Below are 26,096 nucleotides of genomic sequence, written 5' to 3'. Positions count from 1 at the left end.
TTTCTCGCAAGTATTAAAAAGGGCGATGTGAAGTTGGGATTCACTTGCAGAGATATCGCTGGCGATTTGTGGCAAGGCAACCAAGTAGAAATCAATGGCTGTCGGATAGAGCAATACAAAGGCAAAGCTGCAGAGCAGATATCGAGAAGCCAGATTTCTGGATGCTATGTTTCTGGAGGCAAGGTTTCTGAATACTATGGTTCTGGATGCACTGATTGGTTTCATGATGACCTCGTAAACAAGTGGGTTTACGAGGATGATATGAGACATAACTTAGCTTGGCGCGTTACCTATATGACAACAGGTATTTCCATTTACGACATCGGGTACAATCGAGCATGAAAATTGAAGGTGCATCAATAAAGCGCCTCGACCTCTCAAAGTACTTGCTTGGAATAGCGGCTCATCAACTTCCAATGCTTTGAAGCATATTGGGTGATTTTAGATGATCCCGTATTGAGCCAAAACTCAGTGCGGTTAAACCTATATTGTGGCTGATATTTAGGAAGCGTCGATGCCAAAGGATACTTTCGACCAAAACCAGACTTTTGAGTCGCTTCTAACACGTACTCTTTCCCGTCTATGAACAGAACGACCCAAGCATGGCCCTCATTATCGTATTTCCCCAAAGCAACGTAGGCGTTATAGCCCGATTCAATCAACCAGTCGGTCAGTAGAATAGCGTGGTCTTCGCAATCTCCAGAAGGATAGTAGTAAGACTGTCTGCTCGATTGCCAAACCTCCATCAGTCCACCGTACTGCTCATGGTCATATTGATAGTTTTTCTTGCGGGCGATCGTTAACATCGGCAGCATCGGGTTATCAACCTTAAACGGTTCAAAACCTTCTAAATAACTATGAGCCAGATGGAAGTCGGTGTTGTGATCGGACGCCAAACCCGTAAATGCCTCTCCGCCCTGAAGCTGTAGGTGTAAAAACCATTTTCGCCTTTCAAAGACTCGATCCAATGACTAATCAGACTATGATCAGCCACCTGTTTTGTTTCCTCGATGGTGACGTAACCTTTGCTACCATTGAACTCAACACTCGCTGCAGAAAATGACCGAGCCTCCGGCGACTCCATAGTTCGGATTTCCGCCACACTCGGCAACGCATTTTTCTGCTCTTCGAGAAATGCTACTAGGATGACCAGAGCAGCAATTAAAGGAAGATAAAACTTAGAGCTCATAGCTTATGATCGAAATCCAAACGCGACGATGACCGCGACGAAAATTAGAATAGTAGAGGCGAAAATAGAAACCGCAATATTGCCCTTTTTCATCTCATCTTCAATATCGACACTTTTCAAAAGCTTTCTGTCTACCCAAAGTAAGGCGTAAACACCGACCAACAAAGAAATAATGGTGTAAATGAGATTAATGGAAAGGTTAAGAATTGACGCGAAAAAAAACTCGCTGCCCATAGTGACACTCCTTTGCAAAGGGATAACGGCTCCAGCCAGAAACAAAAATAATACTGATTTTCTTCAAGTTTCTCGCCAATTTCGCATCATTATGCGAGGGCAATAACATTCGCGAAAAAGTGAAAATCACGTACACATTAAAGAAATTCATCTATGCCATCATGGGTTGACCGTTCTCAAACATCGTGAGGGCTTTCGTAAAAGGATCGGTTATCCCTAGTCACTCAACAAGGTTGTCGTTCGCTAAATACGATTTCAGCTTATTCCTGAGCCAAACATTAGCCGGGTTTTTCTTATCTCGATTATGGACAAAAAGCTGGTGTTGAATGGTAACTGTCGAGAAAGGGGCTCTTAATACTTGGATACCTAGCTTGTCGGCTAATTCATCCGCTAAACTCTTCGTCATACATGCAATACTGTCGCTGACTGATACCATGGACATTTGCCAAACTAACGATGAACACTCTGCAGCAACAACCCTTTCCTCAAGGCTTTCTGTTGTAAAATAATCAGCCAAATAAGCCTGTTCACGACGCAGCTTCAACGTTATGTGCATTTCTTTGTAGTACTCTGCTTTAGAAATACTGCCGTTAATTCTGGGGTGACCTTTTCTCGCGATAATGCACATTTCGTCTTCAAACAGCTTTTCGCTAAAAAAAGAGCTAGAGGAGTGATTGGAAAACTCGATAGCAAGATCCGCTTTGCGTTGATTAAGATCTTCCATTAATTGTGCTTCATCAGACCGTGTGGGATGAAGTTCGATTGTGACATTACCCAGAGTCGAATCCGCTTGCATTAAAGGCAGCAACTTCATCATGACTGGTTCGGATGCATAAACAACAAATTTATGGGGCCGATCGGTGCTAAATCCCTCTAGATTCTCTAATGCATTATTAATTTGTACCAAAGCAGGGTCGATTTGACGAATCAGCTCCTGAGCTTGACGCGTAGGGGCAATTCCACGCCCAGAACGAATAAACAGCTGACATCCAACTTGGTTCTGCAAACGCTTCAATAGGCCACTCACCCCTGGCTGGGTCATACCCATCTCATCCGCAGCAAGGGTAATCGACTGGTGATGGTAAACAGCGGAAAACACTCTAAGAAGGTTTAAATCAAGTTTCTCTAGCATAGTTCAACACATAACAGTTTGTGATGTTTTATATCCATACTCGTTTATGTTTTCTTATGTGTCAATCCTATAGATTTACCTCATACCAACCCGAGAGACAAAGTGAGGTTCTCTATGAAAACGTCTTTAAATCGTTCTGTTCTATCTTTAGCAATCATCGTGTCATTTGGCGCAACCGCAGACAACGAGTACGAGTCAATCGAAACCTACGTCGGCAAGCCGGCGACGGAGCATACTATCGCAGCCAACAACGCACTTGCTGAAACCCTACCGTGGCACGATACTTCTGCATTTGAGCGCTCAGAGCGTGGCCTTATCGCGGCTTTTGGTGACCATCGCGTTGGCGAATTGCGTAACCGCATGGCTCATATGGACGTAGAGAACATTCGTGACGATCGACCTGACACAGTAAACCCTTCCATTTGGCGTCAAGGTCAAATGAACTATGCTTCAGGCGGCCTTTATCAAGTAACCGATGGTGTTTATCAGATTCGCGGCGCAGACCTGTCAAACATGACGATCTACCGTACCGACAATGGTTACCTGATTCACGATCCACTTCTGCACGATGAAGTCGCCGAAGCCGCTTGGAACTTTGCCAAAGAGCACCTACCAGCCGTCAATGGTGAACACAAAATCACAGGTATGATTTACTCGCACACGCACGCCGACCATTTTGGTGGCTCTCGCGGGATCCTCAATACGGGTGACGTGGTTGAAGACGCGCCAATAATTGCGCCTGGAGATTTCATCAAAGAAATGGCGGATGAAAACATCATGCTGGGTAACGCCATGTCTCGTCGAGGCCAGTATCAGTATGGACAGTCACTAGAAAACGACCCAACGGGTATCGTTGATAACGCGCTCGGCATGGGCTTTGGTAAAGGTGCAGTCACATTAGTTACCCCAACAACCAAAATCGTAGAACGCGAAGAAACTCGAGTGATCGATGGCCTTGAAGTGCTGTTCATCAACATGCCAGGCGCTGAAGCCCCGGTTGAAATCGTTAACTACGTGCCAGCATACCGTTCATTGAACACTGCTGAACTCACGTACGATGGTCAACACAACATCTATACGTTCCGTGGGGCGAAAGTCCGTGATTCGTTGGCTTGGTCTAAGTACCTAACCGAACTTAAGATGCGTTTCGTCGACTCAGGTTTAGTGGACAACATTCACTCTGCCCACTCTGCGCCAGTGTGGAACAACCCAGAAACTGAGATTAACGAAATTGGCCACTACATGGAGATGCAGCGTGATAACTACAGTTGCTACATAACAACTCCGTACGCCTTGCTAACCATGGCGTGAAGATTGGTGATGTTGGCCGAGCGATTGAAGACATTGTGCCTGAAGCGCAAAAACAGAATTGGGCTTCGCGCGGTTACCATGGTTCATACAGCCACAACGCTCGTGCGATTGTGAACCTGTACCTAGGTTACCTAGATCTAAACCCGGTAAACATTAACCCGCTTACATCGGTCGATATGTCTTGTACTTATGTTGAAGCAGGTGGCGCGGATAATTTCTACAAATCAGCAAAAGCGCACTTTGATGCAGGTAACTACCAAGAAGCAGGCCAACTACTCAATGATTTGGTCCTATGTGAGCCAACTAATCTAGAGTATCGCGATCTGCTTGCAGATACTTTCGAACAGCAAGGTTACCAGTCAGAAACCATGGCATGGCGTAACTCTTACTTGCAAGGTGCAGTAGAACTACGTACCAACGAGATTGGCGAAGCATTAAAGACCGCTTCAGAAGATGTGATTGCGAATACTCCAACGACCAATTTCCTTGATTTGGTCGGCGTGCAGCTCAACGGACCGAAAGCAGAAGCGGCAGGCCTTAACTTCAACATGGGGGTTTACCATCCAGATATTGAAGAGCGCCATTACATCGAGGTTTCTAACGCAACGTTCTCTCACCTACCTGTGACTGAGCTTGGACTAGAAGACTCAATTCCAGCAATGGACACTGAAATCATCATTCACAAAGCAGACCTCACTCGAGTGCTGACGGGTCAAACAACATTAGATGAACTGTTCAAGAGTGGACAAGCGGGTCTAAACGGCAGCTCAAGCAACTTGAACGACCTAAAAGGTGCGCTAGACCAATTCGACATGAAGTTTGAAATACTGCCACTACTTCAAAAAGACTAGTCCTTTCCAAAGGCTAATCATGCATCAGACAAAAGAGCCGCTTATGCGGCTCTTATCTCGTCTATCAATCGCGGTTAACCTTCTCGATCATTCAGAGTCTAAGCCAGCTTTCCACCTTGCCAGCACCTCAATGTGTCTCGGTTCAATGCCGCAGCACCCACCAATAATCGATGCGCCTAACTCATGCCAGCGCTTGGCGAACTGTAAATATTCCTCTGGAGAAAAATGTCTTACGGTTTGAATCGACTCATTGGCTTGATGGCCTGATTTAATCGGGGTGAAACTATTGGCAAACACGCCAATCTCCAGCGATATTCCTCGCAACTTACAGACTCGATTCACATCGCGAATCGCTTGCTCAATAACTTCTGGAATAGAGCAGTTAAAAAATAGCCCCTTTGACCCCGCGTCCAACAAACACTCTACGGCGTCAGCTACTTCCTCGCCGGAGCGCAACTTCGCCGTTGCTTCTTCTTCATCTTGCAAGGTAAAGCAAATATAGGAGGGTTTATCGGTAAGGCTTAACACCTCATTAAGCGCTTTCGCTTCAGCAATACTCGCGACGGTTTCAACCAGCCAAAGATCAACATACTCATCTTGTGCTTGCAGAAGCTCTGCACTGATCCTTTTGCCTTTTTCGGCTTCAAATAACTCTGGTCGGTAAGAGCCAAACACAGGTGGAATCGACCCCGCCACCAGCACTTTAGGCTCGGCGTCCTTAGCCACTTCATAAGCCAACTGAGCCGCTTTTCTCGCCAGTTGAACGCCTTGTTTAGCGTAGAGTTCTTCACCCAAATGGAATGGCACGCACGCATAACTGTTAACCGTGATGATCTCAGCGCCCGAATCAATGAATGCTTGATGCGCTTGCTTAACATAGTGTGGCGATTCAATCAGCGCTTGTGCACTCCACAATGGCTGAGAAAACGGCGCTCCAATACGCTCTAGCTCACGCCCCATACCACCATCTAATATCGTTAACTTCACCATGTTGACTCACTGACTGCTTATCGTTTTTACCCTGCTATTAAACCATAACATTCAGCAAGCTCAAGTAGAGCTGGCAACCCCATGTTCACCCCAACAAACAGAAGTAGTAACCCCATTAGTTTGTTCACCAAGTTCAGAACGTTTGTCTGCCGGATATTTCGTCCAATCAAGCGGCCCATCACGAAGTAAACCAGCGGCGCACCGAAGGCTAATACTGCCAAGATGGCACACCAGACCAATAGATAATTACCTGTGATACCAGCAGATGGAAACTGGACGGTGGCGATAGGCAGAGCCACAGTCAGTCCCTTAGGGTTTAGTATTTGCAACATAAACCCATCTCGTGCGGTCAGTAACTGCTTTTGAACATCATTTTGACGACTTACCGAGCTAGAAAACACTTTGTAGGCAAGCTATAAAACATAAGCGCTACCCAATATCGCCGTCCCTCGCAGTAAGGCATCGTTCACCAGTTGTTCACCCAACAATGACACGGAGCTGAACATCGCAAACATTGCAATGGAAACCCCGAGGCAAAAGCCCAAGATGGCTTTTTGCCTTTGTACACCACTATTTAGGCAAATAGCGTTCACTGGCCCAGGGGTGTACATGACCCCGAAGGCATAAAGAATTATGTCTATCATAAGAGCTGACTTTTATTGACTAGATTGTGTGACTGCTTGTTTTGACTACCCCATACAGAGTGACTGTCGGGTGTTATTCAAAAAGCTGTTGCTGGTATTGATTTGGCGTGATGCCAAAAGTACTTTTAAAGTTACGATTTAAATGGCTTAAATCCGAAAACCCAAACTGGGTCGCGATATTCACCGCTTTATCGCCTAATTCAAGTGCTTGCTTGCAGCGATTGATTCTCGAACTCAGCACATATTGATGCGGCGTCATACCAAACTGTTCGTTGAACAGCCGGATAAAGTGGTACTTAGACATACTCGCTGCACTGGCGATTTCATCAATCGTCATTTTTCGATGAAGGTTGTAGTGGATGAACTCTTTGGCACGCTCCAACAAAGTCTCTTTGCGATGCCTTGTTGATAGCGGTTCAACTGACTTCCCGCCAAGTCGAACAATTGAATGGGCGACAGCCATAAGCAAATGCTCTTCTTCCAATGATGAAGACGGTTCAGCACGGTTTATTAAACCAGCTAGATTAAACACCTGCTCTCTTAGCAAACGATCTTGGAACAATGATGAGGTTAAGCGAATCGGGTGTGTTTGATTGCCTGTAATAGTTTGAGCAAGGTCGGTAATGACCGGCTCAGGAATATAGAGCATGCGATATTGCATCTCCTCCCCAGCGCCAGCACAGCCATCGTGTACCTGTTCAGGATTAAAGAAGATGATGTTTCCAGCATTACTTTTGTGGTATTTGCCATCACTAAAAAAGTCCTGTCGGCCACTGCAAGTCACACCAATACTGTACTCTTCATGCGCATGTTTAACGTAGCTGAACTCTTTCATTTTGGCGCTGAACGCACTCAAACCAGCAGTATGAGGGCTTTTTAAATAACTGAATTGCTCTTCCATGTCATTGTGCTCTGCTAGTTTGAAACATGCATTCAGTATAGAGAGCCCAAGTTATGGTGAATAGAATAAAATTGCGGATTTTCGATATCGGTTTTTTACACGTCTAGAGGATCTGATTTTGGTCGCTTCGTTCGCTTTGGGTATACTCTGATAATACCCAACGTGGGGAAGGTATCAGTAAAAAGCGGGCCCAAAATCCTAGGCCCGCTCTCTTAGATCTCCTCTACCTAGCGCTCAAGAAAAATGGTGTCACCGAATTCCTCCGTCCGTTCAAACTCATGTCTCGATTCAGAGCTCGAAACACTTTGCGCGTCATAGGAGCAATCACCAATCGTGTTTCTCGGACAGATATGGCTGTCTGCACGCTCTAATAGTTCTGTGCGGCAAATCGGGCATTGAGCTTTCATACTTATCTCCTTCTTTATTACTGACGTTGTTAGTAAACCTAAACAAAAATACACTTAAGCTTTGTCATTACCTATATGCCCTAGCCAAGGCATATAGGTAATGACAAAGCCCTGCTGAGTACTCACAGCAATAAGTCAGTTCGCGATTCTATCTAGGTATTTAATTCGATAACGATTGTTCTTGCAGCTATCGAATGGGGGAAATGAAACCCTCTGGCTTCATTGCCACTAAAGAGCAAGTGATTGACTGCAGGATGTTTTCTGCCGTATTGCCTATCACAAACCCAGCTATCCCTGTTCGTGCTAGAGTTCCCATGACCAGCACGTCTATATCCAACTCTTCTACGCTTTCTGGAATTTTCAGATCTGGTTTACCGTGCAAATGGTGAATCACCGTTTCACAAGACACTCCAGCTTCAGAAATCAGCATTTTCAAAGCATGATGGTGGTCTCGTTGAGCTTTAGCGACTTCACTGGCTAACTGTTGCTCATCGATTTGAATCCAGCCTTGATTGTCTAAATAGCTCTCTAGATAGTTTTCCCAACAGGAAACGACGTGAAGTCGGCTATCACAAGAATCAGCAATTGAGCAGGCCAGTTCCAGCAGTCGCAATGAGAGTGCGTGGTGCTCTTCCGTCTCGGTAAAAGGATCTATCGCTACAGCCACTCGTCTTTTGAGGCGGGGTTTGTCGGTAGGACGCTGAAGCCAGACTGCACTTGGGCATTTTCGCAACAAGGTCATGTCGATCGCTTTAAACCCTTCGGCGCCTTCATTGAGTGGTTCGGCTTCTTTGATGATAAGATCATGATGATGCGACTGCGCGTGTTTTATGATGCACACGGCAGGTTGCTCGCTGGTTTTGGTTTCAATAGGAAACGGCACCGCGTCGCTCGTGATTTGGCTTTCCACTCGACAAGTGTCGATGCTTTGCTGAACCGTATCCATCAAAGCTTGTTCAAAGCTCACCTGATATTGCGCCATGTCTCCTGGGAAATAAGGGCAGGCGATCAATCCAGTAAGAGGCACACGGTTATTCGCGGCGATTTGCATCGCTTGGCCGAGGGCCTCTGCATGTCCTGGTAAGCCTTGTGTGGCGAAAAGTATGTTCTCGAAACGCTTCATACACACCTCCTATATTGACTAAAGCTTAGTCAAGAGGCCGAACAAACACGTAATTTGAAATTGTAACGACTCGTGAATTAGATTCAGAGATCTCTCGCTTATGATGCCACTTGCGTTTGATTTAGGTGTTTAAGAAGCACCGCTTTGACCCCTTCAAGTGTGTAGGGTTTTGCGATGACATCATCAAAGCCAAGGTTAAAGTACATGGCGACATCGCTATCAAAGGTATTTGCCGTCATCGCGATTACAATCGTATTAGGCGCAAGATTGCGTTTTTTGATTTGCTTTAAAGCTTTCTACACCATCAAGAACTGGCATCTGAATATCCAAGAAAATCACATCAAAGTCTGCCTTTGCCAACGTGTCCAAACACTCTTGACCATTTTCCGCTATATCAGGTTGAATCCCGAGTTGGCTGAGCGTCTTTTGTGCGACAATCTGATTTACTCGCATGTCTTCGACCAATAGGGTTCTGATTCCAGACAAGTTAGGGGGCGATGTGAGTTCAGCCTCTGCCTCGACATTCGAGTCAGTAGGCACCTCAACGCTTAATGGATTGTTGTCTACTTCAATCTCAGATGTTTGTTCAAGCAGCGCTTCGACTAACTCTAGATTGCAGTAGGGTTTAGCGATAAAGAGCTTGCTCACCCCTAACTGACTGCGGTGATTAATATGTATGATTACGATGATCTTTTCACTGAATTCCTGTTCGAGCTTCGCCAGTTCTTGAGCCAAGTTGCTTGATGCATCGTGATAGTAAATCACCCATTCTCCGCTCGGGGAATAGAGTTCATGCAGTTTTAACTCCGCCCTGATCATTTCACACATGTGGACATTCTTAGAATACACCTTAACTCGAGGGGTATTTGCCGTCTTGGTAATCGGCGTTTTCTCTGCCACCGTAACCGGAATACAAACTTTAAACTCACTCCCCAGCCCAACCACACTTCGAACCGCTATGCTGCCATTGAAGTGTTCTGTTAACGACTTACAAATTGACAGCCCAAGCCCCGTACCGCCATAGCGGCGAGTGGTTGATTCATCTGCTTGAACAAACTCATCAAACACGGAACTTTGTTGCTCCTTACTCATTCCGATGCCGGTATCTTTCACCGTCATGACTAAAGTCGCTTGAGTCGTCGTCAACTGCTCGATATCAAGCTTTATCGTTATCGCGCCTTTTTCGGTAAATTTCATCGCATTGGAACACAGATTCGTCACGATTTGCGCGAGCTTAGTGAAATCTGAGTTAAGCACGTATTTGTAATTTGAAGGAAGGTGAACAGAAACATCGACGTGCTTATCTTTATCGCTACTGACAAACAAACTTGCTGCTGATTTTGCCAACTCATACAAGTCGAAATCGATATTTTCCGTCGTCATTCTACCTGAATCTATCTTGCTCAAATCGAGTATGTTGTTAATCAAGCTAAGCAAATGCTGCCCTGACTCATGAATCAAGCTAATGTTGTCGCGCTCGTCTTGCGAAGCAGTTTTATAGTACTCGGAATGACTCAAACCAATGATGGCATTCAGTGGTGTACGGATCTCGTGGGAGGTATTGGCCAAGAACCGAGCTTTGGCCTCAGCACTCTCTTCGGCAATATACTTCGCCTCTTCAAGCTCGGCTTTTTGCTCGTTCAATTGAGTGAGCAACTTACGCTGATTCATAAACATCAATAGAACCGCTACAAATCCGAACAAAATTAGAAACAGCAGGGCAGTAATGTAGACGTAGCGATCTTTATGCAGTTTGTCTTTGCTTTCGATATAGGTATTTTGAGTGTGCTGAACATCCGTTACAAAGTCCGATAAATAGAAGTTCAAGTCTCTGTACAAGGCATTTAAATCTTGGCTAATCTGAGCCACGTGAATGTTTGACTCTTGCTCACCGTTCAACGCCCCGATTTGGTCAAACACATGTTCAATCTGACTACGCAGCCTGTTGAGTTCTTCGAAATCGCCAAACTCTTTATGAATCGCTTCCGTCGTTTGGCTATTCAGGTCTTGGAATATACTCGATTTGAGTACGCGGCTCTTAAATTTCAAGCTCGTAAGCTGTTTGAGTGTCGGATTACTGGAATACTTGTCCACTTCATTCACAAGCTGCAATATTTTTATCTTAGAACCCACATTGTTGTTTACAACGGCCACGTAGGGCATGGGCATGTTGCTCCCCACGGCTTGATAAAACTTAAGCACTGAGACGAGCAGCGCTGCAACAATGATAAATACAAACAAAGTCAGCCCCAAAAAGAGCTGACGATGACTCAAACGTTGCAAAAGCTTATTCATCATTCGACGATAATTTCTCTGACCTGCCAAACCGACAGGTTGTAGTAAAGGTCATTTTGAAGCTCTGGGTTATCAGTGAACGGGAACACAACGAAAAACGGGCCTTTGTCATCGATAGTCATCCGTTTTCCATTTTCGTGCGTCGCCAACAGTAATCCATATTGTTTGATCGTTTCGATAGGAATGGTCACCACATAATCATCCCAAGCAATGAACTTCGCATCTTTCCCTTGGTGACCCGCAAGTTCTAAGACACTCTCAATAGTTGGCCCTTCATAAGACGCCACTTGTTCCACAACGTGGTTGGATGTTGCAATATGTCCCATATCCATTTGGCTAATGAACATCTCATCCAATACCAGCCCCTCTGGCGTATTGGTGTTGGTGATCTTACCGCTAACCCAAAGAATGGGGTCTCCTACGAGTTCAGGTGTTGTCTCCGAATACGCCAAATTGGTAAACGCCGCAGAGAATAAAAGTAATGCCGCTAAAAACCCTCGAGTGATCCAACTGAATACTGAACCTATCATGCCATTATCCTTAATTAGCCATTGCTTCTATAAAGGTAGTCGTCAATAACGCTCCTCGCGAGAAGCCTTGCGACTAAGTCGCTAACATTTCTATAGATAATCGCCAAACCTTGACCTTCATTGCGACATTTGGCGCTAGGGTTACATTGACTTTCATTACACATGCCCAGCCTCATCATCAAGGCGAACCACAATATAGAAAAAGCGGCGCTCAAAGGCGCCGCTGTTTGTCTGGAACTCATCACCGAAATGAGCGTAGAACTGAAGCCGAATTAGAATAGGAACTGGTACAAGAAACCTGCGCCAATCGCCATACTCAAGATGACAGTCAAGAAGGCAATGATCATCTGATTCTTGAAGATAGACTTGAGTAAGATAACTTCTGTTAAGCTCGCCCCTGCACTACCGATAATCAAAGCCATTACCGCGCCTAACCTCATGCCTTTTGCCGCTAAGGCTGCACTTAGTGGAATAACCGCTTCAGTGCGAATGTACAATGGAATACCAATCACAGCCGCAACAGGAATCGCGAATGGGTTGTTGTCACTTGCGACAGAAGCAATGAACTCGGTTGGCATGAAGCCGTAAATCAACGAGCCTAGTGCAATACCGCCCAGCAGATAAGGCAACACTTTTTTGAAATCAGTCCAAGTGCTGTTCCAGATTTTGCGCCATTTCGACACCTGTGGTTTTTGACCACAGCTAGAGCCGCAACCCTTTGATTCAGGTTCGATGTAAGCCTCTTCTTTGATAAAACGCTCAAAGCCTAACTTCTCTAGCGTATAGCCAGCAATCACTGACACGCCCATCGCAACAACAAAATAGAACACTGTCACCTGTAAGCCAAACGTCACGGCGAATAAACCAATAATGATCGGGTTTAACAGTGGGCTGGCAAACAGGAAAACCAACATAGTGCCAAAATCAGCCTTTGCTCTTAACAACCCCTTAAGAAACGGGATGGTTGAGCAAGAACAAAATGGAGTAATGGCACCAAGCAGGCTCGCCACGACATAACCTCGACCATTTTGACCACTCAGAATCTTTTGAATTTTCGCAGGCGGGATGTAGTGCTGCAGTACCCCAACGCCATAGCTAATCAAAAGAAACAGAACCGTAAGCTCTGCGGCCAAAAATGCGAACATTCCGAGTGTATCGGTGATCATGGATTGTGAAATAGTCATTAGATTCTCTTTTCTGCATTTCTAGAATGATCGAAATATAGGTTTATAAACTGGCGGAGTCAAATTATTTCTAGTAATATCGAAATATAATTTTTGAACTGGAAGTAATATGAGTATTGAAGTTGTCGCTAAAGCATTGAAAGAATTGGGCCACCCTACCCGACTTGGTATTTACAAACGAATCATGAAAGCGGGTAGCGAAGGGGTTGCCGTTGGGAAAATTGCAGAAAGTTTAGGCGTGCCGAACTCAACTCTGTCACATCACATTTCCAGTTTAATGTCGGCAGAGCTCATCAGCCAACACCGAGACGGCCGAATTTTGTACTGTCGTGCCAACTACGATATGAGAGAAACAGTGCTGAGCTTTCTTGAAGACGAATGCTGTGTGGAGTCGGACGTTTAAATGTCTCACTAGCCTTGATTGATAACGATTGAGGCTATCTCTAGCTTCCTAGTCGTATATGTAAAGGCGCTTAAGTTAAGCCGCATAAGTAATAATCGTTATTCTAAATTCATCACTTCCACTTGATACCATTTCGTAACTCTATGTTTACTCGAGCCTTCTTGTTACTCAACGACCACTTTTTTCTTTCGAAAGCTAGAGGATGAAAGCGAGAAGTTTGAAACTCGAAGAGCCTGGTAAATCGTTCGTCTTTCCCTATATCAATAGAAGTTTTGTTAATTTTGATGAAAAACCGCGTTCTTCCTTCTTTTCATATCAGTTTGTTTGTTTCCTCTTTACTGTGCACGAGTGCCGCCGATGCGAAGGACTACAAATCCAACCTACTGCTGATTAATGCTCGATCAATTGCCACAGATATTGCGGTTATTGAGGAAAACAGTCACTACCACATACACGCCGACAATATTGGTCATTTCATCAAAACCAACTTAAGCCTGAACCTAAATCGCCATCGCCATTTCGGCGATCAAGCCATTTTCTATATTGAAGAGACCGATCTGGACGTCAACTGCCATATCGTGGTGGACTTTGCGCCCGTACCTAATAGCCAATCGCTACATAAAACCGTGAATGTACTCACTGATGGATGCCAGTTTCGACAACACGACAGGTAGCAGTAGGAATAATAGTTCGGCACTAATATCAACGAATTAACTATATTCCCGATTGTTTTGGTATGCGCTCTATTTGTTATTGGAAAATGACATTCAATAGATTTAATCTATGTGTTTAGAGCATCAATGGAGCGATGCATGAGCTCGTCACAGCAAAACACACCCAACTCAAATTCCACAACTTGGAAAACACCATTCAACTTTCTGATTATCGTTTCAATTATTGTCCCGATATCGTTCTCCAGCTGGATGGCACTTCTTAACAACTTCGTGATTGAAAAAGCCAATTTTGATGGCGCCGACATTGGTGTTCTTCAAAGTATTCGAGAAGTTCCTGGCTTTCTCGCTTTCACCGCCATTTTTGTTTTAGCCTTCATTAAAGAACAGCGTTTTATGATCATTGCTCTAGCTATGCTGACTCTGGGGGTTGTCGCCACTGGCTTTTTCCCAAGTTATTGGGGCCTGATGCTCACCACACTTTTGATGTCGAGTGGTTTCCACTATTTCGAGACGTTGAAACAGTCCCTGTCGCTGCAGTGGCTAAACAAAGATGAAGCCCCAGAAATGCTCGGTAAGCTGATTTCAATTGGAGCTCTGGCTTCGTTGTTTACCTACGCCTCATTGTGGTTTTGCTTGGAACAGCTCAAGCTGGATTTTAAATGGGTCTACCTACTGTTTGGCGGTGCTGGCTTTGTTCTTCTGGTTTGGATTGCTTTTGCATTCCCGATGTTTGAATCCAAAACTCAACAAACCACTAAGCTCGTGCTTCGAAAACGATACTGCTTTATTACGCCCTAACCTTTATGAGCGGCGCACGTCGCCAGATCTTTACAGTATTTGCAGGCTTCCTACTCGTTGAGAAATTTGGCTACTCAGCGGCCGATATTACCTTGCTTTTCTTAGCAAACTACGCGTTTAACTTTATGTTTGCTAAGAAAATTGGCCGATTCATTGGCAAAGTCGGTGAGCGCAAAGCTTGGTATTTGAGTATGTTGGTTTGATAGGTGTGTTCTTAAGCTATGCCTTTGTACAGGACGCCAATTGGGCGGCGGCACTATATATCATCGACCACCTGTTCTTTGCGTTAGCACTGGCCATCAAAACTTACTTCCAAAAGATTGCCGACCCTGCCGACATGGCATCGACGGCGGGCGTAAGCTTTACCATTAACCACATTGCAGCTGTCGTGATACCTGCGGCTTTCGGTATTCTGTGGCTTACATCGCCATCATTGGTATTCATTATTGGCGCTGTAATGGCCGCGATTTCTCTGGTGTTATCGCTCAACATCCCACGCCACCCAAGTGAAAACAACGAAGTTAACGTACTGCGTTGGAACTAGGATTCATTAGCTTACTAATTTAGTTAAACTCACTCATTAGCCAGCGGCGAAGTTTTTCAACGCTGGCTAACTTCAACTTCTCGGGCAAGCAGGCGAAATAGAAGTCCTGAAAAGGGTGCTTCACTGGCTCACCAACTTCCACCAGCAAACCTTGCTCAACATGATCTTTCACAAACTGCCGATGCGTCACAAACACCCCAAGTCCATTAATTGCCGCTTGAAGCGCGTGGACTGACGCCATAAAGGTCAAGTTTGGCTGTTGATTCGGCATGCCCAGGCCTTTGGACTCGCACCAAAAAATCCAGTCGTTTTTTCTTCGGTCATTGGTGTTGTATATGGCATTGTACTTTGCGAGCAATTCGCTGGGCTTACTAGAGCGAGTCGCAAGTTTCGGGCTACACACTAGTACCATTTCATCGTCGCTGAGTTTTTCACAATGGTAGTTTGTCCAGTCCTTCTTGTTACCATGAATCACGGCCACATCAACATTTTCTCGCTCAAGTTCAAACACGCCGACCAAGTTGGAAATTCGAATATCCAGTTCCGGTGCGACACTATGAAACTGATGAACTCGGGGGATCCACCAGTGGATGGCAAGGGAGTTAATCATATTAAACGTTAGGCGATTTTCATTAACCGGTACTTGTAGGGCATAAGTGGCATCGATGATCTGCTGCATGGCAGGAGCCACTTGTTGATAATAACGGCTACCAATCTCAGTCAGCTCTACCCTACGTCCCACTCGAACAAACAGCTTAAGGTCGAGCTGTTCTTCCAGCGATTTGATCGCTTGGCTGATTGCAGAGTGGCTAACATTAAGTCCATCGGCGGCATTGGTCATGCTGCCTGTTTTGGCGACGGCTATAAAAGTATGAATCGATTTCAGTGGTAGTCTCATCCAAATCAACCTGTAAGTTATTCTTACATTATCAGTTAATATTACTCGCTTTTTTCACAGACGTCATTGCCCTAAGATCTTATCAACTTTAGGAGTATTCGATGATGTACAATTTCAGTGCTACGCACTTTATGTTGCTTTCTACGCTCAGCCTTTCTGCCAACGGGGTTCTTGCTAAGCTTCTTGCCCAGTACGCAAGCCTAAACCCGTTAGTGTTTTTTCGTTTGCTGCTTCCTGCGCTATTTATGCTTGGGACTGCGTTTGTTTTGAAGCACACCTTTTACAATAAAAACTTACTAAAGCCGATCGTTGTTCGAGCATTTTGCATCGCAGGGTGTCAATGGTGTTTCTTGTATGCACTCGCACATCTTTCTTTGATTGAGAGCGTCGTTTTATTTGCCACTGGTCCTTTATTCATTCCAGTGGTAGAGAAACTATTCTTTGCGACGAGACTTCCCCTGCGCAATCTCATCGCTCTTGTGACAACCTTTATAGGCGTGCTCTTCTTGGCCGGTGACGTCACTCAAATCTCACTCAGAAGTGAGCTGTTAGTTGGATTGATGGCTGGTGTTTTTAATGCCGGAGCGCAGGTAAGTTTGTATCGAGCGTCAAAAAGTAATTTGTCGCCGATTGTGGTCAATGGCTGGGTGTTTCTACTTGGTTCGATGCTGATTGTCCCTGTAATGATGCTGTCAGGCACCAGTGCCGATGACTTTTCCTTCGCAACTGCACCTACTGAACACGGGCTCATCTGGCTAGGGTTGTGCCTTTTGGCCTTAGCGACCATCAGCAATCAAGTATTTCGTTCGAAAGCGTACAAACTCGCCACGAGTAACACGCAAGTTGCCCCACTTATCTTCACTAACCTTCTGTTTAGTTTAGTGTGGCAACTGCTGTTCTTCGATGACTCTATGAGCGTTCAAAAAGCGGTCGGCGTTTGCTTAATCATCTTTGCTAATGTCATGTTGGTGTTCTCAGCTAAGTGGCCTCGTAGTTTGAAAGCAGCTAAAGCATGATTAATGCGTTTAAAAACAGAAATAGAAATAGAAATAGAAATAGAAAGGGTCACACGTATGTGACCCTTTTCGAATCTTTGTGATGACTACGCTTTTGGCGCTTTAGCCAAGATGTCATCGATGTCTTTCGCGCTGTGCCTTTCTAGCACTTGCTCCCACTCTTCACCGAATGGTCGATTAACAATACGGCCGCGCTTAACCGCTTCACGCTCATCGATCTGTTTCGCCCAACGAACCACGTTCTCGTAGGTGTGCACTTCCAAGAACTCAGCCGCATTGTAGAGTCTGCCTAACACTAGGCTGCCGTACCAAGCCAAATCGCCATATCAGCAATGGTGTACTCGTCACCCGAAATATAGGCGTTGTTCGCAAGCTGCTTATTCAACACATCAAGCTGGCGTTTCGCTTCCATAGCAAAGCGGTTAATTGGATACTCTTGCTTCTCGTCGGCGTAAGCATAGAAGTGACCAAAGCCACCACCTAGGAAAGGCGCTGAACCTTGTGCCCAGAATAACCAGTTGAAAGCCTGAGTTCTTGCTGCACCACTTTCAGGGAGGAACTTGCCAAATTTCTCAGCCAGATGAACCAAAATAGAAGCCGATTCGAATACATTGACTGGCTCTGACCCCGAGTTATCCACCAATGCAGGGATCTTAGAATTGGGGTTAACGCCAACAAAGCCCGAAGAGAACTGATCGGAATCGCCTATTTTAATTAAGTGTGCATCGTACTCTGCTTCACTCACGCCCGCGGCAAGCAATTCTTCAAATAGAATCGTTACTTTTTGGCCATTCGGTGTTCCCAACGAGTAGAGCTGGAAAGGATGTTCACCAACAGGAAGATCTTTGTCGAATCGAGCACCAGCTTCAGGGCGGTTGATATTCGCCCATTGGTTACCTGCGCTAGGTTCGTTTTTCCATACTTTTGGTGGCACGTATTCATTAGTCATTTTCTATCCTTCTTCTTATAAGACCGACTGGCCTGACGATGTTCTGGCCTCGCATCTGTGACAAAACAAGCACCTTTCTATTTCTCTCCAAGCACTTAGCTAATTACGTTTTCTGTAAAACAACAGAGCAGCAAACAATAATAGAACAAACAAAAAGGTGGAGAGTTATTCCTCTCCACCCTAACGCGTTTCGTGTAACCTAACAATAAACTTAATGTTATGGCTTATACCATCCTTCCAAACCAGTTTGCAGGCGATTTGCCGCATCTGCTGGCATCATTGAACCATTAATGACGCTCACGCTGGTTTCCCAGATTTCCATCTCTAAGCTTGGGTTACCACGGTTAAGAATTTGGTAACTGTTACGAATAGTAGAATCACACTCCTCGCGCCAAGCAATCATAGTTTTTGCGGTTGGGTCTTCTACATCAATGAAGTGGTTAGATAATGAGAAGAAGCCAGGTAAGGCGTTAGTGAAAATACCTGCAAATTCTTCGCTAGCCATCCAATTGATAAAGGTAAGTGCCTCTTCTTGGTTCTTACTATTGGCATTGATGCCGATACCGATATCCGTGTGGTCACTGATAAAACAGTCGTCTCCCGCATTCACGACAGGTGGTCTGAATACACCCAAGTCAATCTTGCTGTTAAAGGCAGATATGTCCCAAGAACCCGCTGGATAAACCGCCGCTTTACCGCCACCAAACAGTTCAATAGCGTCGGTGTAGCCACGAGTTTCGAAGCCGTCGCCTAGATACGGGCCCCATTTACCAAGCTGCTCAAATACTGCCACATACTCTGGAGCACTGAGTTTGCCTTCGCCTGATATCAGCCCAAAGCGTCCATCTTCACCCATCCAGTAGTTAGGGCCGATGTTTTGGAAACCCATAGTCGCCGCTTCCCACTTGTCCTGAGTCCCCATGGCCATTGGCACATACTTACCGCTAGCCTTCACTTTCTCCATCGCCATGAAGAACTCTTCGACCGTAGCCGGCTCACCAATGCCTAATTCTGAGAAAATAGCCTTATTGTAAAAGAAGCCATGAATGACAGAGGCGAGTGGTAGACAAAAAGTGATTGCACCATCATCGGTTTGCCAAGCAGATTGAGCGAATGAAGGGAAATTCTCCATACCGTCAATATCGGTTAAGTCCACCAAATGTCCGGCGTCATACAATTTCAAGGAATCATCAAACGGACGACACGTGATAATATCACCCGCATTACCTCCTGCTAATCGGCCGTTGAGCTGGTCGTTGTACTCGGTTGCAATCGTATGTTTGTACTCAACTTTTATTCCCGGATGAGCAGCATTGAATGCCGGAATAATCTTGTCATTCCAAATCGCGCCGTCTTCTCGCCAACTTTCAATGACTAACGTGCCGCTTTGCGCTGCGGCTGAAAAGCAGACCGCGACGAATAAACTGAGCTTTAAAAAATATCTCATACCTTCCCTACCTTAGTATTTCCTCGATTTGCTGGTGACTACAACTTGAACCTATGAACCAGCGTACGTTGCTGCTGCGCAAGTTGAGCAAGTACATCACTTACCGCCGATGCCCCTCGCGCTTCTGTTTCCGTTTCGGTCGCGACTTCCGAGATTTCATTGATGGTCTTGGCAATATCGCGACTGACTGAAATTTGCTCTTCTGATGCATGCGCAACCTGCATACTCATTTCATTAATGTTCTGCATTCGCTCGGCAACCGACTTCAGGGTTTCATCGGTAATACGGCTTTGATTTACGCACTCTTTGGTTTTGTCTTGGCTTTGCCCCATGACTTCCACCACTTCACGTGATGCGTCTTGTAGGCTCTCAATCATGGTTTGAATTTCCACCGTCGACTGCTGGGTGCGAGTGGCCAGCGTGCGAACTTCATCCGCAACCACGGCAAAGCCTCGCCCGTGTTCACCGGCCCTCGCTGCCTCAATGGCTGCATTCAAGGCTAACAGGTTGGTTTGGTCAGCAATGCCTCGAATGACATCCAAAATACTGCCAATGTTGTCACTGAACTCATCCAACTTGTGGGTGATCTCTGAAGCGGTTTGAATCGCATCAAATAGCTCTTCCACCACGACAAGGCTCGACGCCACTTGCTGACGGCAATCTTGGGTACTGGTGTTGGCTTCTGTGACTTCAGTTTGTGACTGCTCTGTAGAGCGGAATACTTCCGACACGCTCACTTCCATTTGCGAAATGGCCGCCGCGACGGATTCAATTTGCTGTTTCTGAGTCGAGACGCGAGACATGGTCGCATCACTGATTTGCGATGCATTCTGTGCCTCTTCCGCTAAGCTGTCTGATCCCTCATTGATTTTGGATAGCACACTTTTCATCTCAGACACTAACTGATCGAGCGAAGTAGAAAGCTGACCGAATTCGCAGCTCGATTGATAATTCACATGATGGGTCATATCCCCTTGAGTCATCTTACGCAGCACGCGGTTGATCAATGACAACGGCTTGTGAATGGCTCTCGAAGTCAGATAGCCAATAACGGCTGCAACTAAGGCTGATATCAAGCTAGTGGTGATAATAATGACTTCCGCCGATTCGACGGATTTTGACGTGACGCTACTTGCCGAAGCGACTTCTTGCAGAGCCAGATCACCTAGCTGCTCGACTTCTTGCTCCATAGCGCGAGTGCTTTGCTGCGCTTGTTCAATCAGCGAACGAATTTCAGCTTGCAATTCACGCTGGCGAATCATCAAAGGCAACATCCCCTTCTCAGACACACCCGCTTCCTCTAGCTTGGCCACCGTTTTTTCAAATCGAGCAATCACCCCTTTGCTCACTTTGATACTGCTAATCCCTTTTTTTGCCCGCTCTGAGTTCGTGGTAAAGGTGTCTACTAGCTTACTTAGGTCCATATCAGGATTGGCAGCACGTAGGGTGCGTAAGTCACGTTTAATACCACTGGTTAGTCGATCGACCTTATTACTTTGCGAACGGCTCTTACTGACTTTATCAAGCAGTAAAAGCGTCACTTTTTGAAATGAGTCCTCGAACTTTACAAACACTTCACGCGCTTGATTTAACTGTTGGTTAAGCTCTAGCGATTCCAGATGGCGTGCCATGATAATATCGGCAATATTAAAGTAAGCGTCGGCCGCAGAAGCAATGGCAGCAGTTTGATTGGATTGAGAGGTCGCCAAAGAGATTTTTTGTAGTATGACGCCAAAATGTTCTTTCTCAGCGATGAAGGTTTGCTGTATTGGCGCTAATAGTTCAACGTCATCATAGGTGATGTATTCCAGTAAGCTTCGCTGGCTTTTTAATACCACCGTTTGCAGCTCTGACGTGTCCACAAGAAGCGGTGTTGCTTGATCGGTCACTTGGCCCACATGATCATTAACCATGGTCAGTTTGAAATAACTGATGCCCCCTAACAAGGCCAGTAATAAGAACATGACAAAGTAGCCACCAATGATCCTTTGGACAATGCTTAGCTTCATACGTAAGTACCAAAAATTAACACTATCAATAAAAGTAGACGAAAAATTGAGCGACTTCACACTGAGTATCTGAACAAAGTTAATTTTTTATTTCGAAATTACCCTCTGTTCGGGTTTGCGGCGTGCTAAACTCTGCGCTAATTTCTTCTGCATAATGCAGTTTCACTGACTGATAGATTGATACCCATATGTCCTTTTCTAAACTTGGCTTGAGCCAACCTGTAATTGATGCATTGAGTGATCGTGGTTATAGCGAACCGACTCAGATTCAAACGCAAGCGATTCCTATTGTACTTAAAGGGAAAAACCTGATTGCAGCGGCTCAAACCGGTACCGGTAAGACGGCGAGTTTCGTACTACCGATTTTGGAAAAGTTAAGCGGCGCTCAAACTCAGAAAAAGAAGCGTATTCGCGCACTTATCGTAACGCCTACTCGTGAGCTCGCCATTCAGGTTAATGACAACATTCAGGCTTACGCAAAGCATCTACCACTGACTTCTACAGCTATTTACGGTGGTGTCGATGATAAGCCGCAGAAACAGGCATTGATCGATGGCGTTGATATTCTCGTTTCAACGCCAGGCCGTCTGATAGACCTTTATGGCCAACGCGCGGTGTACTTTGAAGAAGTCGAAACGCTTGTTCTTGATGAAGCAGACCGCATGCTTGATATGGGCTTTATTGAAGACATCAACAAGATCATCGCTCGCCTGCCGCAAGATGTACAAAACCTTCTGTTCTCAGCAACGCTGTCGAACCCAGTTCGAGATTTAGCCAAATCAGCAATCGACTACGCTGAAGAGATCTCCATTGCCAAGACAGACGCGTCAAAAAAGAACATCGAACAATGGCTTGTGACGGTAGACAAAGATAAGAAATCGGCGCTGCTGAGCCATATGATCAAAGAGAACGACTGGGATCAGGCGCTCATCTTTATCGAAACCAAACACGGTGCAGCCAAGCTTGCAAGCCAACTAGAAAAACGTGGCATTCACGCCGAAGCGTTTCACAGTGGCCGCAGCCAAGCGATTCGTGCCAAGCTATTGGAAGACTTCAAAGCAGGCAAGATCCAGTACATGATCGCAACGGGTGTGGGCGCGCGTGGTATTGATATTCATGAACTGCCACGTGTCATTAACTACGATTTGCCTTACCCAGCCGATGAGTATGTTCACCGAATTGGTCGTACTGGTCGTGCTGGCGCGCAAGGTGAAGCTATCTCGTTTGTTTCAAAAGACAACTTCAAAAACCTTTGCATGATTGAAAGCCGACTCGGCCACTTGATCGAACGTCGTGTAATTGAAGGCTTTGAGCCACGTAAAGAAGTACCCATTTCGATTTTGAATTACGTACCGAAGCATAAGCGTCAAAAAGATTAAGCGATTGATTACTTGATCAATTCACGCACAAAAAAGCCAGCATGACTAATCATGCTAGCTTTTTGTTTAGCGCAGAGTTCTAAATTAGAAGCAATATTTACAAGTTGTAGCAGTACTCAAGGTTGTAATCTTCGCCATTCTTACCTGTGTACTCTTTATCTTCGCTGCATGCTTTTGGCTTACCTTTTTCATCACCTTGTACCAAGCTGATCCAGTGACGCATTGCCGCCATGTTCGACTCTTCTGTCGTCTGCGTGAATGTAGTACAACTTTCTAGTTGGATATCTTCGATATCGACAAACTCAACACAACCTGTGCCTTTGTGGCATCCAAAAGTCACTTCCACATGAGCACCGCTACCATCTTTGAACAAGATAGACGTTGGATCTTCAGGTTCACCAGTAAACGCAACAAAGTGCTTGTTGTTTTTAAGCCCCGCATGGCTGCCATCTTTGAAATACGCCATTACGTGGCGGTAGTCGATAACGTAGCTAGTCACATCTTGGTGAGAGCCTTGCTCTAGTGGGAAAAGACGGTCAAGCAACTGCTTAGACTTCATCTGTTTTTCCATCTGCATCTTCGCGCTGATGGTCTCGACAGCAAAGACTGCTTCAGCGATAAATGGTTTTGTTTGTTTTTGGATTTCTGTTTTATCGAATGTCAGCATATTCATGGTCGTTCCCTCGTCTGCAACCGCTCATCAAAGATGATGCACTAATAAAAATTTGTTTTTTTGAGCCTGTCTAAATGTTGCTTAGTCACTTATGGATATTTAGTTTGTGACGACGCTTTTTCATTTATGTGACTGCTTAATTAGAAGACTAGCGAATTTTTGACTACAATTTCACAACAAAAATTTTACAATGTGAATTTTACAAAATGTCCTTGTCAAAAAGCTTAGTTCGTCAGTCCCACTTCCTAGGTACAAAGATAAGAAACCTTAGGAAACGCAACCACTTAACCATGGAAGACTTGTCTGCCCGCTGCATTCGCGTCAATCCAGAGTACGCCCCTTCTGTTTCTTACTTGTCTATGATTGAGCGCGGAAAACGGGTGCCAAGCATCGACATGTTGGAAGTCATAGCGGAAGTTTTTCAAAAAGAACCTACCTGGTTTTTGGATGACGAGCCCGAACAAACGGCCATAACCCCTGATAAGGGTAATCGCGGTGGCATCAGCGGCATGGCGCTTGAGCCAAGCTTTCTTTTCTCAAACGACATTTTACAAATCGCCATTCCAGAAATGCTATCTCAAACCGGTATCACTGGTAGGCAGTTCGCCCACCTTCTGATTCGTGCCCACCAAGAGAAGAATCAAAACCACTTTCCCGATCTGGAACGTGCGGCAGAAGAGGTGGGACTGAAACGACTCAACCTCTCTTTTGAAGATTTAGTTGATATTGCCAAAAGCTTGGGCGTGAGTATTCAATGGGTAAGCAGAACGCCAGAAGATGTCGTCGATGAGCTAGGAGTTAGCGCCAAGCAGCTCGTCACCTCTTTTTTTGAACCGCCAGGTACCATCTACTTAAACGAGATATTAAAAGAGTATCCTACTCGGTTGAAGTACGATTTGGCGGTCTATATCGGCCATTGTGTTCTTCACAGTCGTGACGGATTAAAGAATGTTCTTTCAGTCGGCCACACCAACAGTTGGGAAGATGCCAACCCCGCGACTCAAACCTCCGAGCTAAATTCACAAGATATTTTACAAGCTTGGCGCGATTTCGAGTCGAGCTTTTTTGCAGGAGCGCTGCTGTGCCCGAAAGTGCCATTCAGGCAACTACTCGATAGAAGCGGCTACGAGATAGATGTACACCTCAGAGCCGGCGTTTCACCTTCGGTAGCTATGCGCCGAATGACGGTGGTGTCACCTTATCCTCATTGGCATTACTTTGATGCTTACGGTCAAAACAAGCTGAAAGCCGTGTATCGAGGAAATGGGATTCCGCTTCCTTGGGGAAACATGCGGAAGGTCAACGACCCTTGTCAGCACTGGGCTGTATTTAGACGTTTATCCGAACCACAAGCTCACAGCTCCGCGCAGATTTCGATCCTCAACGTGAACGACGAACCGAGGATTTATTGTTGTGAATCGGTCAACATGACCGACCCTGCAGGTAACAATCGCGTATTGTGCGCCGGTATCGACTTAAATCCTGCGATTGATGCACAAGGTGGCAACTCGCGTGCGATTGCAGAAGAGCTTCAATCACTTTGTGTTGGGCAAGGAGGAAGCGCGACCATTCCTAGATCGATTCAAAAAGAATTCACCACCATCGCCAAGATTCTCAATATTAATTGGATAGAGCGGGGGTTAGAAAATCAAGCTCGAGTGATCTGCTCCCGAGGTGCAGTGTGTCCTCGTAAGCCAAGTTGTTATCAGCAATGCTCAGAATATGACGTGTTCCGCTCAGACGACGTTTAGTCGAAAATTCACCAAAAATGGCAGAAAAAAAGCCAATCTCAATAAGCGAGATTGGCTATATATATTTGTGAACAAATTGGGTTCACTAACAACGTCAGTTGGCTAGGTGACCCTCGGCTTAATAAGGGTCATTTTAAATAATGCACTATGCGTGCCAACTTTAAATATTCATCAAATCACCATATTTTGGTCACTTAAGCATCAGTTATCGGAAAACTCAGTGCATAACCATCAAGCAAAATGCAAATCCATTGCAAATTGCGAAAGAATTCGAGGTGCATTTTGCAAATTACTTTTTCCTAAATACCCAAATAGGACCAATTAGTAGAAACTGGATATCTTCAAAGAAAGAAGGTCTCTGACCTTCGATCTTATGTCCGATGAATTGTAGAACCCACAGCCCAACAAACAAACCAATGGAAACATTCAACACTGGCCAACCCAACAGCTCCATCGACCAAACCAATCCAATGCACGCCAACGTATAACCCAACATCATCAGAAACACGCTTAACGAAAGCCGAAAATAGAACACCATGATCGGTAAGCTCGCCACCCAAACCCAATTCAGGGTATAACCCATTAACGCGATCGCAGGAATTGACCAAATAAGGCCGACAACTGACAGATAGATCCCCGGAACCGCTACTTTATGGATTTTCTTGTTTATCGGATGTTGATGACTTACCCCGTAAGCTTGTAACCAATCAGTGAGTGTTCGCACGCGTCCTCCTTGCGTTTCTCATACCCTATCTCTGTGTTTC

At 45.4% G+C, this 26,096-nt stretch carries 23 protein-coding genes and 4 pseudogenes; 7 read left to right on the top strand and 20 right to left on the bottom strand.

Going from position 1 to position 26,096, the window contains the following annotated elements:
• Positions 1 to 21 precede the first annotated feature (21 nt).
• The 5 genes and pseudogenes from UA76_RS24980 to UA76_RS19845 all read right to left on the bottom strand — a co-directional run.
• A pseudogene (locus tag UA76_RS24980) lies at positions 22 to 270 on the bottom strand (hypothetical protein); the annotation flags it as partial.
• A gap of 107 nt (positions 271 to 377) precedes the next feature.
• Positions 378 to 896, bottom strand: a complete 519-nt coding sequence (locus UA76_RS24975) for a transglutaminase-like domain-containing protein (protein WP_238322369.1) — start codon at positions 894 to 896, stop codon at positions 378 to 380.
• Complete coding sequence (locus UA76_RS24970; protein ID WP_238322368.1) at positions 848 to 1,189, bottom strand: hypothetical protein; 342 nt, start codon at positions 1,187 to 1,189, stop codon at positions 848 to 850. Before UA76_RS24970 ends, UA76_RS24975 begins: the two co-directional genes overlap by 49 nt.
• Positions 1,190 to 1,192: 3 nt before the next feature.
• Complete coding sequence (locus tag UA76_RS19850; protein WP_475345784.1) at positions 1,193 to 1,468, bottom strand: DUF350 domain-containing protein; 276 nt, start codon at positions 1,466 to 1,468, stop codon at positions 1,193 to 1,195.
• Positions 1,469 to 1,643: 175 nt separating this feature from the next.
• Positions 1,644 to 2,555 (bottom strand): LysR family transcriptional regulator, encoded by a 912-nt coding sequence (locus UA76_RS19845; RefSeq protein ID WP_047049642.1) that lies wholly within the window; start codon positions 2,553 to 2,555, stop codon positions 1,644 to 1,646.
• Positions 2,556 to 2,669: 114 nt separating this feature from the next.
• Here UA76_RS19845 and UA76_RS19840 point away from each other — a divergent pair.
• Positions 2,670 to 4,717 (top strand): annotated as a pseudogene (locus UA76_RS19840) (alkyl/aryl-sulfatase).
• Positions 4,718 to 4,804: 87 nt separating this feature from the next.
• Here the strand turns inward: UA76_RS19840 and UA76_RS19835 are convergent.
• The 9 genes from UA76_RS19835 to UA76_RS19800 all read right to left on the bottom strand — a co-directional run bounded on the left by UA76_RS19835 (position 4,805) and on the right by UA76_RS19800 (position 12,773).
• Entirely contained in the window at positions 4,805 to 5,707 is a 903-nt protein-coding gene (locus tag UA76_RS19835) for a homocysteine S-methyltransferase family protein (protein WP_047049641.1), read from the bottom strand.
• A 26-nt stretch (positions 5,708 to 5,733) separates the two neighbouring features.
• On the bottom strand, positions 5,734 to 6,039 hold the full coding sequence (locus UA76_RS24965; protein ID WP_238322367.1) for a hypothetical protein: 306 nt from the start codon (positions 6,037 to 6,039) through the stop codon (positions 5,734 to 5,736).
• 385 nt (positions 6,040 to 6,424) lie between these two features.
• A complete protein-coding gene (locus UA76_RS19825; RefSeq protein WP_047049640.1) occupies positions 6,425 to 7,252 on the bottom strand; it encodes an AraC family transcriptional regulator in 828 nt (275 codons plus the stop codon).
• Between the two features lie 227 nt (positions 7,253 to 7,479).
• The gene (locus UA76_RS19820; RefSeq protein WP_047049639.1) at positions 7,480 to 7,659 is read right to left on the bottom strand and encodes a hypothetical protein; all 180 of its coding nucleotides are present in this window, start codon (positions 7,657 to 7,659) and stop codon (positions 7,480 to 7,482) included.
• A gap of 187 nt (positions 7,660 to 7,846) precedes the next feature.
• Complete coding sequence (locus tag UA76_RS19815) at positions 7,847 to 8,782, bottom strand: universal stress protein (RefSeq protein ID WP_047049638.1); 936 nt, start codon at positions 8,780 to 8,782, stop codon at positions 7,847 to 7,849.
• A 98-nt stretch (positions 8,783 to 8,880) separates the two neighbouring features.
• The gene (locus UA76_RS23745; RefSeq protein WP_162198967.1) at positions 8,881 to 9,021 is read right to left on the bottom strand and encodes a response regulator; all 141 of its coding nucleotides are present in this window, start codon (positions 9,019 to 9,021) and stop codon (positions 8,881 to 8,883) included.
• A gap of 16 nt (positions 9,022 to 9,037) precedes the next feature.
• On the bottom strand, positions 9,038 to 11,080 hold the full coding sequence (locus UA76_RS19810; RefSeq protein WP_052772120.1) for a hybrid sensor histidine kinase/response regulator: 2,043 nt from the start codon (positions 11,078 to 11,080) through the stop codon (positions 9,038 to 9,040).
• Complete coding sequence (locus UA76_RS19805) at positions 11,077 to 11,607, bottom strand: putative pterin-binding protein (RefSeq protein ID WP_238322366.1); 531 nt, start codon at positions 11,605 to 11,607, stop codon at positions 11,077 to 11,079. The genes UA76_RS19810 and UA76_RS19805 overlap by 4 nt, the downstream gene beginning before the upstream one ends.
• A gap of 272 nt (positions 11,608 to 11,879) precedes the next feature.
• On the bottom strand, positions 11,880 to 12,773 hold the full coding sequence (locus tag UA76_RS19800; RefSeq protein WP_202906962.1) for a permease: 894 nt from the start codon (positions 12,771 to 12,773) through the stop codon (positions 11,880 to 11,882).
• Positions 12,774 to 12,900: 127 nt separating this feature from the next.
• On the opposite strand from UA76_RS19800, the gene UA76_RS19795 reads away from it, so the two are divergent.
• The 3 genes and pseudogenes from UA76_RS19795 to UA76_RS19785 all read left to right on the top strand — a co-directional run bounded on the left by UA76_RS19795 (position 12,901) and on the right by UA76_RS19785 (position 15,210).
• Entirely contained in the window at positions 12,901 to 13,194 is a 294-nt protein-coding gene (locus tag UA76_RS19795) for an ArsR/SmtB family transcription factor (protein WP_047049636.1), read from the top strand.
• Positions 13,195 to 13,478: 284 nt separating this feature from the next.
• Complete coding sequence (locus tag UA76_RS19790) at positions 13,479 to 13,868, top strand: hypothetical protein (RefSeq protein WP_047049635.1); 390 nt, start codon at positions 13,479 to 13,481, stop codon at positions 13,866 to 13,868.
• Positions 13,869 to 14,006: 138 nt separating this feature from the next.
• Positions 14,007 to 15,210: pseudogene (locus tag UA76_RS19785) on the top strand (MFS transporter).
• 19 nt (positions 15,211 to 15,229) lie between these two features.
• On the opposite strand, the gene UA76_RS19780 reads toward UA76_RS19785, so the two are convergent.
• Positions 15,230 to 16,108 (bottom strand): LysR substrate-binding domain-containing protein, encoded by an 879-nt coding sequence (locus UA76_RS19780; protein WP_047049634.1) that lies wholly within the window; start codon positions 16,106 to 16,108, stop codon positions 15,230 to 15,232.
• Between the two features lie 101 nt (positions 16,109 to 16,209).
• On the opposite strand from UA76_RS19780, the gene UA76_RS19775 reads away from it, so the two are divergent.
• Positions 16,210 to 17,124: a DMT family transporter gene (locus UA76_RS19775; protein WP_047049633.1), complete on the top strand. Its 915-nt coding sequence runs from the start codon at positions 16,210 to 16,212 to the stop codon at positions 17,122 to 17,124.
• Positions 17,125 to 17,210: 86 nt separating this feature from the next.
• Here UA76_RS19775 and yghU read toward each other — a convergent pair.
• The 3 genes and pseudogenes from yghU to UA76_RS19760 all read right to left on the bottom strand — a co-directional run bounded on the left by yghU (position 17,211) and on the right by UA76_RS19760 (position 21,529).
• Positions 17,211 to 18,073 (bottom strand): annotated as a pseudogene (yghU, locus tag UA76_RS19770) (glutathione-dependent disulfide-bond oxidoreductase).
• Positions 18,074 to 18,290: 217 nt separating this feature from the next.
• Positions 18,291 to 19,520 carry an ABC transporter substrate-binding protein gene (locus UA76_RS19765; RefSeq protein ID WP_047049632.1) on the bottom strand — a complete coding sequence of 410 codons (1,230 nt, stop codon included), beginning with the start codon at positions 19,518 to 19,520 and terminating at the stop codon, positions 18,291 to 18,293.
• Positions 19,521 to 19,558: 38 nt separating this feature from the next.
• Positions 19,559 to 21,529, bottom strand: a complete 1,971-nt coding sequence (locus UA76_RS19760; protein WP_047049631.1) for a methyl-accepting chemotaxis protein — start codon at positions 21,527 to 21,529, stop codon at positions 19,559 to 19,561.
• A gap of 188 nt (positions 21,530 to 21,717) precedes the next feature.
• Here UA76_RS19760 and UA76_RS19755 point away from each other — a divergent pair, with 188 nt between their 5' ends.
• Entirely contained in the window at positions 21,718 to 22,908 is a 1,191-nt protein-coding gene (locus UA76_RS19755; RefSeq protein ID WP_047049630.1) for a DEAD/DEAH box helicase, read from the top strand.
• 97 nt (positions 22,909 to 23,005) lie between these two features.
• Here UA76_RS19755 and UA76_RS19750 read toward each other — a convergent pair whose 3' ends face one another.
• Positions 23,006 to 23,581, bottom strand: a complete 576-nt coding sequence (locus tag UA76_RS19750) for an aldolase/citrate lyase/malate synthase family protein (RefSeq protein WP_047049629.1) — start codon at positions 23,579 to 23,581, stop codon at positions 23,006 to 23,008.
• Between the two features lie 206 nt (positions 23,582 to 23,787).
• On the opposite strand from UA76_RS19750, the gene UA76_RS19745 reads away from it, so the two are divergent.
• The gene (locus tag UA76_RS19745) at positions 23,788 to 25,332 is read left to right on the top strand and encodes a DUF3612 domain-containing protein (protein WP_047049628.1); all 1,545 of its coding nucleotides are present in this window, start codon (positions 23,788 to 23,790) and stop codon (positions 25,330 to 25,332) included.
• 289 nt (positions 25,333 to 25,621) lie between these two features.
• On the opposite strand, the gene UA76_RS19740 is transcribed toward UA76_RS19745, so the two are convergent.
• Entirely contained in the window at positions 25,622 to 26,056 is a 435-nt protein-coding gene (locus UA76_RS19740) for an Mpo1 family 2-hydroxy fatty acid dioxygenase (protein WP_047049627.1), read from the bottom strand.
• Between the last annotated feature and the right edge of the window lie 40 nt (positions 26,057 to 26,096).

Origin of the sequence: Vibrio mexicanus (assembly GCF_001012815.1) — a bacterium.
Classification (GTDB): domain Bacteria; phylum Pseudomonadota; class Gammaproteobacteria; order Enterobacterales; family Vibrionaceae; genus Vibrio; species Vibrio mexicanus.
This window is presented reverse-complemented; position numbering and strand designations above follow the sequence as displayed.